Origin of the sequence: Trebonia kvetii (genome assembly GCF_007827045.1) — a bacterium.
Lineage (GTDB): Bacteria > Actinomycetota > Actinomycetes > Streptosporangiales > Streptosporangiaceae > Trebonia > Trebonia kvetii.
This window is the reverse complement of record NZ_RPFW01000005.1, coordinates 80,322-94,366: the sequence shown is the minus strand read 5'-3', so window position 1 is coordinate 94,366 and position 14,045 is coordinate 80,322. Positions and strand designations below refer to the sequence as shown.

Genomic DNA, 14,045 nt, shown 5'->3' with positions numbered 1-14,045 from the left:
TACCTGTCCCGGCTCCAACCAAAACACGGTTCTCTATCAGGTACAGCTGGCTGGTTGCGCGCTCAGCTCGATCAGCCGATCCAGGTCCGCGTCAGGTACGGGGACCGGCAGGAACGAGAGGAACTGGCGCATCATCATTGACTCCACCATCTTTAGCATGTCCTGGTTCTCCTGAGCGGCCCGTGCCTGCTCTTCAGACATGCCGTCGGCGAGAACGGCGTTCAGGGCTGGCCCCACCGCTGGGTGCGCGAACCACTCCCCCACGGTCGAATCCAGGGTGAGCGGCCGGGGGCGCTGGTCCCCGGTCACGTCCAGCTCCGCCTCCGCCGTGACCTCATGGGCGGACCGCCCCACCTGGACCCGGTAGGTGCCCGCCGTCACCGCCCAGCGGGCGGCGTTTATGTCATAGAAAGCGAACGCCCGGCGGTCGAGCTCAAGGGTGACAACCGCGCTCTCGCCCGCCTCCAGGGACACCTTGGCGAAACCGCGCAGCTCGCGGGCTGGCGCGCGGACCGGCAGCGGCGGGGCGGCGACGTAAACCTGCACGACGTCCTTGCCGGAGCGGTCGCCCGTGTTGGTTACCCGCACGCTTACCCGGGCGGAGTCCGGGCCGGTGGCGGTCACCATCAGGTCGCTGTGTTCGAAGGTGGTGTAGCTCAGGCCATGGCCGAAGGGGTAACGGACTGCCACGTCGGCGGTCTCGTAGTACCGGTAGCCCACCATGACGCCCTCGCCGTAGCGAACGTGGCCAGCCTCTCCGGGGAAGTTGAGGTAGCTGGGCGTGTCGTTGAGCCTGACAGGGATTGTCTCGCTCAGACGTCCGGACGGGTTGACCCGGCCGGTAAGCACGTCCGCTATCGCACCGCCGGCGGCCTGGCCCGGCAGCCACGCCTCAAGGATCGCGTCGACCTTGTCATGCCAGCCCTCGACGCTGACCACTCCCCCGTTGAAGAGGACGACCACCGTCCGCCGGGCGGCTTGGGCCACTGCGGTGATCAGCGCCGTCTGGTCTGCCGGAAGCGAGATGTGCTCGCGGTCGAAGCCCTCGGACTCGTCGCGCTCTGGCAGTCCCGCGAAGATCACCGCCACCTCGGCGGCGGCGCCGACGGCGGCGGCCGCGGTTGGGTCGACGCCATCGTGATCGGTAATCCGGGCGCCGGGCAATTGCGCGCGCAACTCCTCGACGGGACTGTCCACCCGGGTGGCGTTGACGTGGGAGCTGCCACCGCCCTGGTAGCGCGGCGTGGTGGCGTACTGACCGATGACGGCGATCGCGGCGGAGGCCGAAAGCGGAAGGGCGCCCGCTTCGTTCTTGAGCAGCACCAGGCAGTCGGCGGCGATCTCGCGGGCCAGGCGGTGCTGGTCGTTGACGTCCACGGGCAAAAGGTCACCGGCGATCGCCGTGGCGGCCGCCGCGTCGCGGAGCCGTCGTAGCGAACGATCGACGACTGCCCCGGCCAGACGCCCGTCGTGCACCGCCGCGACAACTTGCCCGCCCGTCTTGCCGGTTCCTCCTGGCATGTCCAGGTCAAGTCCGGCGGCGAGTGCCGCCACCGGGTCCGTTACCGCTCCCCAATCAGAGACGACCAGGCCGGCGAACCCCCACTCCTCGCGCAGCACGGTCGTCAGCAGCCACCGGTGCTCGGTCGCGGGGATGCCATTCACCTTGTTGTACGCGGCCATCACCGCCGCAGGCCGGGCCTGGGTGACCACGCGCTCGAAGGCCGACAGGTAGATCTCGCGCAGCGTGCGCTCGTCGACATCGGCGCTGACCCGCATCCGGTCGGTTTCCTGGTTGTTGGCGGCGAAGTGCTTAACGCAAGCGCCGGTACCGGTGCTCTGCACGCCCTCGGCGAACGCGGTGCCGAGTACCCCGCTGAGCAGGGGATCCTCGGAGAAGTACTCGAAATTGCGGCCGCACAGCGGCGAGCGCTTGATGTTAATTCCCGGTCCAAGCAGCACGTTCACGCCGAGGGCACGCGCCTCGCGGCCCACCGCCTGCCCGGCTCGCCTCGCCAGTTCGGAGTCCCATGCGCTGCCGAGTGCCGCCGCCGACGGAAAGCAGGTGGCGGGCACGCTGTGGTGAACGCCCAGGTGGTCACCCTGGTCTTGCTGGAAGCGCACACCGTGCGGACCGTCTGACAAGACCATGGAAGGCATCCCAGCCTGCGGCGACGATTTGGTTGACCACATGTCCTCGCCGGAGAGAAGCGCAGCCTTTTCGGCCAGGGACAGTTCAGCGGTCACTGACAAGCACCTCCGTTGACGCGGCCCACGGTTCCGGTGGCGAGTCCCGTCTTCCAGTCAGACGCAACATGAGCACCTCCACATTAAAATTGAACATCATTCGGTTTTCAAATTGGCCGGGTCGCGGGTAACGTCTCAGCGTGACCACAGCACGCAAGCCTCGGGGGCCTTACCGCAAGGGCGTGGAGCGCCGCACCCAGATCCTGCGGACCGCGCTCGAGGTGTTCGCCGAGCACGGCGAGCGGGGTTCCTCGCTTAAGGAGATCGCCGACCGGCTCGGCATGTCACAGGCCGGGCTGCTGCACTACTTCCGCTCCCGCGAGGAACTGTTCGTCGCCGTGCTCGCCGAGCGCGACGCGATCGACGCCGAGCAGACCCGCGATTCGGTAACAAGCCCTGGCGAGGCGGTGGCCCGCACCGCCGAGCACAACATGAAGACTCCCGGCCTCGTCGACCTGTTCATCACGTTGTCGGCGGCATCGATCGACCCGGCTCATCCCGCCCACGAGTTCTTCACCGGCCGCTACGCTGACCTGGAAGCCACGGTGGCCGACGGGATGCGCCGCGGGCAGGCCGACGGGCGCATTCGCCGCGACGTGGAGCCGGCGGAGCTGGCCCGGCTGCTGCTGGCCGTCTCCGACGGCCTTCAGGTCCAGTGGCGCCTTAACCCCGGAATCGACATGGCGCGGGCGATCGCCTCCTTCAACCGGCTGTGCGCGCCGCCCGGCGCCGCCTGAGGCGGGGCCGGGCGGCGCGCCCGGCGGCTCAGCGGCTGATGTCACCGATCGCCTTAAGCCTAGGGATCAGCAGGACCGCGAGCAGGCCCGCGGCCGCAACGCAGGCGCCGAAGTAGTAGGCGTCCTTGTAACCGTGGTCAAGGTAAAGCAGGGTGCCCTGGAGTACCTTGCCGTGCTGGGCGAGGATCACGTAGCACAAGGTGGTGACCAGGGTGGTGATCATGCCCATGGCCATGGCCTGGATCCCGTTTCCGAGCGCCTGCTCTTCCGGCGTCACGGCCTCGATCACGAGGACCGGGATCGCCGCGACGACCATGCCGAGTCCCATGGCGTAGGGGAGGCTGGCCAGGATCAGCTCGGTCGCGCTGTAGTGGAACGCCGCCTCCAGCAGGAACCCCGCGACCAGCAGCAGCGCGCCCGCGCCGATGGGCAGACGACTGTCGACCTTCCGCACGGCCAGCCCGGTCCCGAAGCCGACAAGCAGGATCAGGATGCTCGACGGCACGCCGACCACGGCGAAGTGGGTAGCGGTCCAGCCGAGGCCGTCGGACAGGTGCACCGGGATCGTGCGCCCGCCGCCGACTGGGTAGGGCACCACAACCTTCGGGTAAAGCACGAGCAACTGGGTGATGACCGAGGCGCCGTACACCGCCCCGCCCGCGAGCGCGGTGGCGAGGACGACTGTCCACACCGGCCGCCTGGCGAGCATGGACACCCGCACCATCGGGTGCGGCACGATCCGCTGCGAGTAGAGGAAGGCGACGACCGCGGCCGCGCCGACGATGATGAAGCACAGCGTGCCCGCCGAGGTCCAGCCCCAGTCGCTGCCCTTGTCCACGCCGAACGTGAGCGCGGTGAGCCCGCCCCCGAGCAGCAGGCCGCCCACCCAGTCCATCCGGGCGGTCGGGTCGCGGAACGGGGTGCGCGGCACCGCTACGAGCAGCAGGACAAGCGAGACGGCGGTCGACGCCGCGATGCCCCACAGCACGCCGTGGAAGCTGTAGCCGTCGATGAGCCAGCCGGTAAGGAAGGGTCCGCCGATCGCCACCAGCGCGATACCGCTGCCCACGATCCCGCTCGCGCTCGCCGCCTGCTTCGGCGGCAGCACCTCGCGCATCGTGGCGTACGCCAGCGCCGCGATCGGCCCGTAGAACCCCGCGATAGTGCGGCCCGCCAGCAGTACGCCGTAGCTGGGCGCGAGCGCCGCGATGACGTCGCCGACCAGGCCGAGCGCGGTGATCACGATCATGACCTGCCGCTTGCCGTACAGGTCCGCCGCCTTCACCGCGAACGGCGTGATGAGCGTCGCGAGCAGCGCCGTGGACAGCACGAACCACGCGATCTGGGCGGTGTGAAAGTGCAGTGCAACCGACGCCTGTGCCGTGCCCGTCATCATCCCGATGAGGGACAGCAACTGGGCGGGCCACAGCAGGGACACGACGATGAGCGCGAAACGCGCGCCGGGCAGCGCGCGTGCTTCGCCGCCGCCGCCAACTTGCGGCGCGGCCGTAGGGGATGCGGAGGATGTCACGGCGTTGGCCTCTCGTGGACGAAGGGACTGAACTTGAAACCTTTCAATCACCGTCCGGGCGGGTTCGCTAGGTTTCCCACAGGTAACCAGGAGGTGACGTGGCTAACAACCCAGAAACCTAACTCTATTTGGTTTTAAAAACCAGACCCAGATCCGCACCATCCCAGCCCCGCTCAAATCGTGATAATCGGCGGCTACGCGAGGGCGGCGCCGTCCACGACGCGCCCCGTCGCGACGCGGACGATGAACGCGGCGGCGCGCTCGGCCGCCTCGACGCCTTCGGGCAGCAGGCCGGTGTGCACCGACCAGCTATGCGGCATGCCCGGCCAGATCTCCAGCACGGTCTCCACCCCGGCCCGCCCGGCCTTGACCGCGAACTCGATCGAGTCGTCAAGTAGCAACTCTGCACTCGAAGCCATGACCAGCAGCGGCGGCAGCCCGGCCAGGTCGGCGAGCAACGGCGAGATCCCGGGGTCGCCAGCGCCGCCCGGTGCGTAATCTCGCTGCATAATCGGGCCTGCGCCAGCGGTCAAGACCTGGTCGGACGCTGCGTTTGACGTCCAACTGCCTGCCCGATAGCGCTCTGTCCGCAGGTCGTAGACACCGGAGAACAGCACACCCGCGAGCGGAGAGGCGTCACCCGCGGCGCGTCGGCGTAGCAGGAGGGCGGCGGCCAGGTTCGCGCCCGCCGACTCGCCCCCGACCACCACCCGGGGCGCGAGTTCACGGGCCACGTCGTATGCCCGCTCGCAGTCTTCCAGCCCGGCAGGATACGGGTGCTCCGGCGCCAGCCTGTACCACGGGCTGAGCACGCGCGCACCGGTGCGCGATGCGAGAAGGCCGGCCAGCGTACGCAGCTGCCCAGGATCGCCGGTCCGGAAGCCGCCGCCGTGGATGAGCAGGATCACCAGGTCCTGACGGGCTTCCGCCGGAGCGAAAAGCAGCGAGCCGGGCAGGCCGGAGGCCGGCTCCTCCGTCACGGCGGCACGGGAGGCATCATCGCCGCATGCTCCTCGGCCCGCGCCCGCTCCTGCTCGATGGAGAGCGGCCCCTGCCCGTCCCCAGCGGCCGAGGCGAGGTAGCCCGACAACCATGCGAGCGCCTTACTTGGCATTGCCGACTCCCTATCGTGGTCACAGCGGACGCGGGCGCCCGCGGCATGAAAACTGAATATCGTTCGGCTTTCATGTTATGGTCAGATTGAACCGTTGCAACAGGCGCGAGAGGCCGACAGTGGGGAGACGGGACCGTGGCTGAGGAGACATCTGTCGAACCGGTGCGCTTCGAGCACCACCGCACTCCGCTGGGCATCGGCGAGGATAAGCCGCGTCTCTCCTGGCGCGTTCGCACCGGGATTCCCGGCTGGGAGCAGGCCGGCTACGAGGTCGAGGCATCCGGCGCGGTCAGCGGCCGCGTCCTGGTCGGCTCGGCGGAGTCGGTCCTCGTGCCTTGGCCGTTCGTCCCGCTGCGGTCGCGGGAGCGCGTCACCGTCCGAGTCAGGGTGACCGGGACCGATGGCAGCCAGTCGCAGTGGAGCCCCCCAGCGACCGCGGAAGCCGGCCTGCTGCATCCGGACGACTGGTCCGCCCGCTTCATCAGCGCCGACTGGGACGAGGACGCACAGCGGGATCAGCCGGCCGTCGAACTGCACCGGGAATTCGTCGTGCGGCCGGGCGCGGAGTCCGCACGGTTGTACGCGAGCGCGCTCGGCCTCTACGAGGCGGCACTGAACAGCAACGTCGTAGGCGACATCGTTATGGCGCCCGGCTGGACGGCCTACGCCAGCCGGCTGAGGTACCAGACCTACGACGTCACCGGGCTGATCCGCGAGGGCTCCAACACCCTCACCGCGGTGGTCGGCGATGGCTGGTACCGGGGTCGGATCGGCTACGACGGCAAGACCCGCGCGGTATACGGCGACCGCCTGGCCTGGCTGGCGCAACTGGAGGTCAGGTACGCCGACGGCACGGTCCAGGCCGTCGCGACCGACGCCGGCGGGCAGTGGGGCTCGGCCACCGGGCCGATCAGAAGCAGCAGCATCTACGACGGCGAGACCTACGACGCCCGCGTGAACCCTGAGGACTGGCGTGCCGTCCGCGTTGAACCCAGAGACCTCGCGACACTGGTCGCGCCGACCAGCCCGCCCGTTCGCCGGATCGAGGAAGTGGCCCCGGTCGCGATCAGCACCTCGCCTTCCGGCAAAACCGTCGTCGACTTCGGCCAGAACCTGGTCGGCCGGGTCCGCTTCACCGTCCAGGGCGAGGCCGGCCGCGAGATCACGCTGCGGCACGCCGAGGTGCTCCAGGACGGCGAGCTGGCGACCGGCCCCCTGCGCACCGCGCGGGCCACCGACCGGTACATCATGCGCGGCGGCGAGCCCGAGACCTACGAGCCGAGGTTCACCTTCCACGGGTTCCGCTACGCGGAGGTCAGCGGATGGCCGGGTGACCTGCGGCCGGGTCACCTCCGCGCGATCGTCGTCCACTCCGACCTGGAGCGGACCGGCTACTTCGGCTGCTCCGACGAACTGGTCAACCGGCTGTACGAGAACGTGGTGTGGGGAATGCGGGGCAACTTCCTCGACGTGCCGACCGACTGCCCGCAGCGCGACGAGCGCCTTGGCTGGACCGGCGACCTCCAGGTGTTCTCGCCGACGGCGGCGTTCCTGTACGACAGCGCCGGGTTCCTCGGCTCCTGGCTGCGTGACCTGGCCGCCGATCAGGCGCCTGACGGCACCGTTCCGTTCGTGGTCCCCAAGTGCACGCCAACCGCGGCAACCCCCGCGGCCGCCTGGGGCGACGCGGGCACGATCGTCCCCTGGGTGGTGTACCAGCGCTACGGCGACGCCGGGGTGCTCGCCGCGCAGTTCGACAGCATGCGCGCCTGGGTCGATCGCGTCGACGCACTGGCCGGACCGGGCCGGCTGTGGGACACCGGGTTTCAGTTCGGCGACTGGCTCGATCCAACCGCGCCGCGCGACCGCCCGGACCGGGCCGCTACGCCGGGCGAGATCGTCGCCACCGCCTACTTCGCTCGCTCGGCCGACATCGTGGCGCGGGCGGCTCACATCCTCGGCCGCGGTGACGACGCCGCGCGCTACGCCGAGCTGGCGGCTCAGGTCCGCGCCGCCTTCCTGTCTGAGTACGTGACCGGGTCCGGCCGCCTCATGGCCGACGCGCCGACCGCCTATGCCCTGGCCCTCCAGTTCGCGCTGCTGCCCAGCGAGGCGCTGCGCGAGCATGCCGGCCGCCGGCTTGCTGACCTGGTCAAGGGGCGCGGCTACACCATCCCCACCGGGTTCGTCGGGACGCCGCTGCTCTGCGATGCCCTCAGCGCGACCGGCCACCTGGAGGAGGCGTACCGGCTGCTGCTCCAGCGCGAGTGCCCCTCCTGGCTCTACCAGGTGACGCACGGCGCGACCACGATCTGGGAACGGTGGGACAGCCTCCTCCCCGACGGTGCGGTCAACCCGAGCGGCATGACCTCTTTCAACCACTACGCGTTCGGCGCGGTCGCCGACTGGCTGCACCGCACCGTCGCCGGACTCGAACCGGCCGCGCCAGGGTACCGGCGCATCCGCTTCGCGCCCCGGCCGGGCGGCGGGCTCACTCATGCGCAGGCCGGCCTGCTCACCCCCTACGGACTCACCGCGATCTCCTGGCAACTCGACGGGGCTGACCTGCGGGTGACGGCCACGGTGCCGCCGAACGCCGCGGCGGAGGTCGACCTGCCCGGCCAGCCACTCGCGCAGGTCGGCGCGGGGCAGCACGAGTGGCACGTCACGCTGCCTTCGACGCTCAGCTCAAGGGAACCGGTCACGCTGGCTTCCACGATCGGCGACCTGATGGACAACCCCGAGGCGTTCCGCCTATTCAAGGAGGCCCTGGTCCGCTACGTGCCCGAAGCGGCCGCCTACCTGGACCAGCCAGACGGCGCGGCCGCCGGACTGACGGTGCGCGACGCACTCGCCCTGGTCCCCGGTGCCGATCAGCTCCTTTCCGAGCTGGACCGGTCTTTCGCCGAACTCGGAAGCTAGCCCCTGCCGAGTCACTGCGGCGGGAGAGAGCTACCACCATCCGTTCTGAATAATCAAGAACATCATCCCGAACGAGATGCTGGTTCTCCTGCCGCCTCCACTTCACGCCCGGGCGGCCATACACGGGCGTTCACGTGGCGATGTTCGCCCGGCTGCTCGCGAGGGCACGCAGCCGGCGTTCCAGAAGGTCGACCGCGTCCGGGTCCGGGTCGGCTCTCCCGCGCAGCGCGGCGAGCGCGGCCTCCGTCTCGGCCACGTCCTCGGCCAGCCGATCGAGCGCGAGTTCGCGGGTGAGCAAGTCCTGCTCGGTCCAGTCGTCTGCTTCGATGTCCTTTTCCCGCACGGTATCCAGCCCGTCCGCTACGCGTGGAAGTTGAACAGATCGCGGGCGTTCAGCTCGACGATCTGGCGCACCTCGTCGTCGGGCACGTCGGCGAACACTTCCTCTGCGTACTTGCGGCTGTGCGGCCAGTACGAGTCCGAGTGCGGGTAGTCGCATTCCCAGGTGATGTTGCCGATCCCGATGTCGTGCCGCCACTTGAGGCCGGCCACGTCGTCGATGAAGCAGCCGTAGAAGTGCTTGCGGAACAGATCCGATGGCCGCACGTCCTTGACGACATTCTGGTACCAGCGGTGCCGTTCCCAGGCCCGGTCGATGCGTTCGAGCAGGTACGGGATCCACCCCACGCCGCCCTCGGACAGCGCCACCTTCAGCTTGGGGTGGCGGTGGAACACCGGGGAAAACAGCAGGTGGGTGGTGGCCGACATCGAGTTGGTCGCGTAGAGGGAAATCGTCACGATGTACGGCGCTTCCGGCGCGGTGGCGGGCGGCTGCCCGGAGGAACCGAAGTGCATGCACAGCGGCATGTCTGTCTCTTCCGCGGCGGAGAACACCTTCTCCCAGTGGTCGGTGTAGACCGACGGCAGGCCGAGCGGCACGGTGTTCTCGGGGAAGGTGATGCCCTTGGCGCCCTTGCCCGCGCAGCGGTGGATCTCGGCCACGCACTGGTCCACGTCCCACAGCGGCAGGATGATCAGCGGGATGAACCGGCCGGGCGCCGTGGCGCACCACTCGTCGATGACGAAGTCGTTGTAGGCGCGCACGCAGCGCAGGGCCAGGTCGAAGTCGGTGCTCTGGACGGTAAACAGGGCGCCGGCGAAGCGCGGGAACGACGGGAAATTCGCCGCCGCGTGCACCCCGTCCAGGTCCATATCGGTCAGCCTCGCCTTGGGGTCGTAGCAGCCGGGGATCATGTCGGCGTAACGGACCGGGTCGACGCCGAAGTCTTCCGGCCGCTTGCCGACGACCGCGTTGAGCCCGATCTGCGGGAACCGCTTGCCCGCGTAGTGCCAGACCTGGATGGGCGGCCTGCCCGTCCGCGACGGCTCATCCACGATCCTCGGCCCTGCCTCCAGGTACTTCTGGGGCAGGCGGTCGGCCCAGACTCTCGGGTGCTCGATCAGGTGGTCGTCGACCGAGATGAGCTTCATCGATGGTTGTAGCGGCATGGTCAGCCTCCTAGCTGTTGGTCGGCCGGGTTGAGGTAGGGGGTGCGGAGGCGACCGGGGCCGATGTCGCCCGGCTGCCAGCCGGGGACGAGCGCCCGCCCGTCGAGCGTGCGGACGGGGCGGCCGAGCTCGGCGAGCAGCGACAGGTTGTACGCGATGCGCCCGGTCAAGACCCTGGGGTCACCGGTGCACAAGGCCAGCGCCGCCTCGGCGATGGTCTCCTCCGGCTCGGAGTTGTCCGTCCGCACGCCCGGCACGAGCAGCGCGTTGTCCGTCGCGACCTGGCGCTCCGGCGCGATCGTGTTCACGGCGATGTTGTCGTCGTAGAGCTCCATCGCCGCGCCGGTGGTGATCCGGTCGAGGAAAGCCTTGGTGCCCCCGTACAGCGTGGCGCCGTTCGTCGGGTTGGGCCGGAAGGGCGGCCCCTTCCGCGGGCCGGCCTGAGAGGAGGAGACGGTGAGGATCCAGCCCGCGCCGCGCTCGCGCATGTCGGGGACGGCCGCTGCGGCCAGGTCCCAGGCGGCCCACACGTTGACCTCGACCGCTTCGAGGAACGCCTCCCGCGTCATAAGCGGGAACGTCAGGTCGAAGTGCCGCGGCGCCGCCGCGTTATTCACGACGATGTCGGCGGGTGCGCCGAATTCGGCCCTGGCCTGGCTGAGGATCTCGCGCCGGTCGGCCTTGATGTCGCCGAGGTCGAAGGGCACGGCCATGGCCAGGCCGCCGTCGGCGCGGATCAGCGCGACCGTCTCCTCGAGCGATCCGGCCAGTTCCCCGCTGCCCGGCCGGAGCGTCCGTGACACTGCCGCCACGGCGATCCCGTCGGCAGCCAGCCGCCGCGCGATGGCCCGGCCGATGCCCCTGGCCGCGCCGGTGACCACCGCGACGTGCGGCGCGCCTGGAGTCACGAGCCCAGCCCGGTGAGCCGGCGGAAGTTGCGCCCGGCCAGGTCGGCGCGCTCGTCATCGGTGAGCGGGAGCGTCTTGAGCACTTCGATCTCCTTATCCAGCCGGTCGTGGCTGGTCTCGGGCCTGACGCCTGGACGGGCCCGGAGCCACAGGTACTCGCTGATCACCCAGTTGCTGCCGAACAGGACCCGGTCGGTGCCGATGGTCCGCAGGTGGGCGACCATGTCCGGCGCGCTCACGTGGCCGTCGGCGACCTCGATCAGCCGCAGCGAGACGTCGGTGTGCACCCCCGGGTACGCCCTCGCCAGCTCAAGGACCTCCGCGTCCGCGCCCTGGCCGAAGCTCCGGTCGTGGCCCAGGTGGGCGAAGATCAGCTTGAGCCGGGGGAAATCCGCAAGGGCCTTCGCGTAGTCCCTCGGATGACCCGTCATAAAGCCCGCGGCCTGAGTCAGGATCGGGATGCCGGCCGCTGCGCAGTAGTCGTAGACGGGCCACATCCGGGGGTCATCGCCCTCGGTGCCGTGGTTCATCGGCACGTGCTTGACGCCGAGCGCGCCCCGCTTGATTCCGCTGTCGACCTCGGCGAGCAGCGTCCCAGCATCCATGAGTACCGGGTCGACGCCGACGAAGCAGCTCAGCCGCGGGCTGGCCGCCGCCTGGCCGAGCGCCCAGGTGTTGTTGTCCTGGATCCGGCGGACGATCCGCGCGCGGAGCTCTTCGGCCTCGCGTGCCCGGGCAGCGGGCTCGTCGGGCAGGAGGTGCTGTCCTTGTCGCCAGTAGATCCCGGACCAGGTGAACATCAGGATGTTCATGTGCGCGATGGCGGTCGCGGCCATGACCCGCTCCGCCTCGTCCGGCGTGCCGAAGAAGCCCGGCCGGTCGGGAAGGCCCGCCACCGCGTTGAACCGCAGCAGGTTGGTGTACAGGTCGCAGCTGTGGTCTTCGGTCCGCAGGATGTGGTTGTGGCAGTCGATGATCTCCAGGTCACTCATGGCGGCCGCCCGCGCCGGCCCGGGTCTCGATTCCGGTAAGGGCCGCGGGGGTGACCGTGCCGACGGCGGGACGCTGTGAGGTGTGCATCATGCCGCCGTCGGAGATCACCGCGTGTCCTGTCATGTACGACGACAGGTCCGAGGCCAGGAAAAGCGCGACGCCCGCGGTCTCCCCCGCGCCGCCAAGGCGCTTCAGCGGCGTGGCCGCCGCGGCCTGCCGCAGGAACTCCGCCTGCTCGGGTCGCCGTGACGTGGGCGTCTCGCGGCCGGCGCGGTCGATGAGGTGCGTGCCGGGCACGACGCAGTTGACCCGGATGTCGTAGGGGGCGAGCTCAAGGGCCGCCGACTTCGTCAAGTGGATCACCCCGGCGTTCGCGGCGCCGTAGTGCGCGATCGACGGCGCCGCGGTGACCCCGCTCGTCGAGCCGAAGTTGACGATCCGGCCGGCCATCCCGTCGGAGATCATCGCGACCGCTTCGGCCTGCATGCACAGCATGGTGGCGGTGAGGTTCCGTTCGACCGGCCCGTTCCACTCCTCGAGGGTGAAGTCGAGGAAGGACTTCGGCGTCGCGACGCCAAGGCCGCCGACGGCGTTCACCGCCACCGTGATGGGGCCGAGCTGACGACGGGTCTCCTCGATCATCGCGTGCACGTCGGCGGGCTGCCGCACGTCAGCGTGCAGCCCGATCGCGCGGCGGCCGAGTTCCTCGATCTCCTTGACGGTCCGCGCGGTGAACTCGTCGGCGATGTCCGCCACGGCGACGTGCGCGCCCGCCTTCGCCAGCGCGACGGCCGTCGCCTTGGGAATGCCGCCGGCGCCGCCGGTGACCAGGGCGACGGCATCGGTCAGCCCGAACAGCTCCGCTGCGTGATCCGCTGACATGTTGCTACCTTTCTCTCTGGCTGTCTTGGGTCCTTCCCGGCCCGGCGCGGCTCAGCCGGCAAGCTCGCGGGCGAGCTCGCGGCGCAGCAGCTTGCCGGTCGCGGTGTAGGGGAGCTCGCCGCGGAAAACCACCTCGTCCGGCGTCCGGGAGGAACGCAGGCGGGCACGGGCGAACGCGCGCACGTCCTCGGGGTCGGGGGCGGAACCGGGAACGGGGACGATCACCGCGACGATGCGCTCACCCCATTCCTCGTCGGGCACACCAAGCACGGCGGCCTGGCCGACCGCAGGGTGATCGGCCAGCACGTCCTCGATCTCGGCCGGGGCGATGTTCTCACCGCCGCGGATGATCGTGTCGTCCGCGCGGCCATGGACGAACAGGTAGCCGTCGTGGTCCAGATGGCCCAGGTCACGGGTCGGGAACCAGCCGCCGGGGTCGAGTACCGACCCGGTGCCCCGGTACTCCCCTGACACCTGGGGGCCGCGCACCCAGATCTCCCCCGCCTTGCCGGGCGAGAGCGGCTCGCCGTCTGGTCCCCTGACCTCACATTCCATCCCAGGGACCATCCGGCCGGCCGAGCCGAGCCGCGCAACCGCGACCGTGTCCCCGGCGAGCGCGGCGCGATGGTCCTCGGGTCCTAGCACGGCGATCATCGAACTCGTCTCGGTGAGTCCGTAGGCGTTGACGAAACCAGTCTCGGGGAAGGCTTCAATGGCGGCGCGGAGCACGGCTGGCGGAACGCGGGCGCCGCCGTAGGCGATGGAGCGAAGCGACGGCACGTCGGCCCGGCGGCCGTCCAGCTCGGCCACGATCCTGGCCAGCATCGTGGGCTCAACCATCGCGTGGGTCACCTCGTCGGCGCGGACGAGGTCGAGCCAGCCGCGGGCGGTGAAGTCGGGCAGGTAGGTCATGCGACGACCCGCGTACAGGTTGACAGCACCGAGCCGACGCCCGCGATGTGGTAAGGCGGCACGCTGACCAGCACCGCGTCGGCCTCGGCGGCGGAACCGAAGTCCACGGTGCCGAGCACGTAGCTCAGCAGGTGCCCGTGCCTGAGCACCGCCCCCTTCGGCTTGGCCGTGGTGCCGCTGGTGAACAGCAGCACCGCCGGGCTGTCGTCGGCCACCTCTGGCGGCGCGGCCGGCGAACAGCACCGCCGGGAGCACCGGGCCGTTCAGCCCGACGTGCACCACAGCACGGG

12 protein-coding genes and 1 pseudogene are annotated in these 14,045 nt (G+C 70.0%); 2 read left to right on the top strand and 11 right to left on the bottom strand.

The genetic code is table 11. The annotated features are described in order from the left end of the window. Positions 1-36: 36 nt before the first annotated feature. On the bottom strand, positions 37-2,151 hold the full coding sequence (locus EAS64_RS25430) for a glycoside hydrolase family 3 C-terminal domain-containing protein (RefSeq protein WP_246115862.1): 2,115 nt from the start codon (positions 2,149-2,151) through the stop codon (positions 37-39). 236 nt (positions 2,152-2,387) lie between these two features. Between EAS64_RS25430 and EAS64_RS25425 the strand changes: the two genes are divergently transcribed. Then, entirely contained in the window at positions 2,388-2,984 is a 597-nt protein-coding gene (locus EAS64_RS25425) for a TetR/AcrR family transcriptional regulator (protein WP_222849599.1), read from the top strand. A 28-nt stretch (positions 2,985-3,012) separates the two neighbouring features. Here the strand turns inward: EAS64_RS25425 and EAS64_RS25420 are convergent, their stop codons facing one another. From EAS64_RS25420 to EAS64_RS43815, 3 genes are all read right to left on the bottom strand, one after another. Further along, complete coding sequence (locus EAS64_RS25420; protein ID WP_145856925.1) at positions 3,013-4,515, bottom strand: MFS transporter; 1,503 nt, start codon at positions 4,513-4,515, stop codon at positions 3,013-3,015. Between the two features lie 194 nt (positions 4,516-4,709). Then, positions 4,710-5,495, bottom strand: coding sequence for an alpha/beta hydrolase (locus EAS64_RS25415; protein ID WP_187366170.1), 786 nt, complete (start codon positions 5,493-5,495; stop codon positions 4,710-4,712). Then, positions 5,492-5,629 carry a hypothetical protein gene (locus EAS64_RS43815; protein ID WP_187366169.1) on the bottom strand — a complete coding sequence of 46 codons (138 nt, stop codon included), beginning with the start codon at positions 5,627-5,629 and terminating at the stop codon, positions 5,492-5,494. The genes EAS64_RS25415 and EAS64_RS43815 overlap by 4 nt, the downstream gene beginning before the upstream one ends. 135 nt (positions 5,630-5,764) lie before the next feature. Between EAS64_RS43815 and EAS64_RS25410 the strand changes: the two genes are divergently transcribed. Continuing rightward, positions 5,765-8,551: an alpha-L-rhamnosidase gene (locus EAS64_RS25410; RefSeq protein WP_145856921.1), complete on the top strand. Its 2,787-nt coding sequence runs from the start codon at positions 5,765-5,767 to the stop codon at positions 8,549-8,551. Positions 8,552-8,681: 130 nt separating this feature from the next. Here EAS64_RS25410 and EAS64_RS25405 read toward each other — a convergent pair whose 3' ends face one another. The 7 genes and pseudogenes from EAS64_RS25405 to EAS64_RS47980 form a co-directional block, all read right to left on the bottom strand. Further along, positions 8,682-8,894 carry a hypothetical protein gene (locus EAS64_RS25405; protein ID WP_222849598.1) on the bottom strand — a complete coding sequence of 71 codons (213 nt, stop codon included), beginning with the start codon at positions 8,892-8,894 and terminating at the stop codon, positions 8,682-8,684. Positions 8,895-8,911: 17 nt separating this feature from the next. After that, positions 8,912-10,060, bottom strand: coding sequence for an amidohydrolase family protein (locus EAS64_RS25400; protein WP_145856920.1), 1,149 nt, complete (start codon positions 10,058-10,060; stop codon positions 8,912-8,914). A 2-nt stretch (positions 10,061-10,062) separates the two neighbouring features. Beyond that, complete coding sequence (locus EAS64_RS25395) at positions 10,063-10,968, bottom strand: SDR family NAD(P)-dependent oxidoreductase (protein ID WP_145856918.1); 906 nt, start codon at positions 10,966-10,968, stop codon at positions 10,063-10,065. Then, entirely contained in the window at positions 10,965-11,960 is a 996-nt protein-coding gene (locus EAS64_RS25390; protein ID WP_145856916.1) for an amidohydrolase family protein, read from the bottom strand. Before EAS64_RS25390 ends, EAS64_RS25395 begins: the two co-directional genes overlap by 4 nt. Further along, positions 11,953-12,843, bottom strand: a complete 891-nt coding sequence (locus tag EAS64_RS25385; RefSeq protein WP_145856914.1) for an SDR family NAD(P)-dependent oxidoreductase — start codon at positions 12,841-12,843, stop codon at positions 11,953-11,955. The genes EAS64_RS25390 and EAS64_RS25385 overlap by 8 nt, the downstream gene beginning before the upstream one ends. Positions 12,844-12,894: 51 nt before the next feature. Beyond that, on the bottom strand, positions 12,895-13,755 hold the full coding sequence (locus tag EAS64_RS47985) for a class I adenylate-forming enzyme family protein (RefSeq protein ID WP_222849597.1): 861 nt from the start codon (positions 13,753-13,755) through the stop codon (positions 12,895-12,897). Further along, positions 13,752-13,976: pseudogene (locus tag EAS64_RS47980) on the bottom strand (AMP-binding protein); the annotation flags it as partial. The gene EAS64_RS47985 and the pseudogene EAS64_RS47980, both read right to left, overlap by 4 nt. Positions 13,977-14,045: the final 69 nt, after the last annotated feature.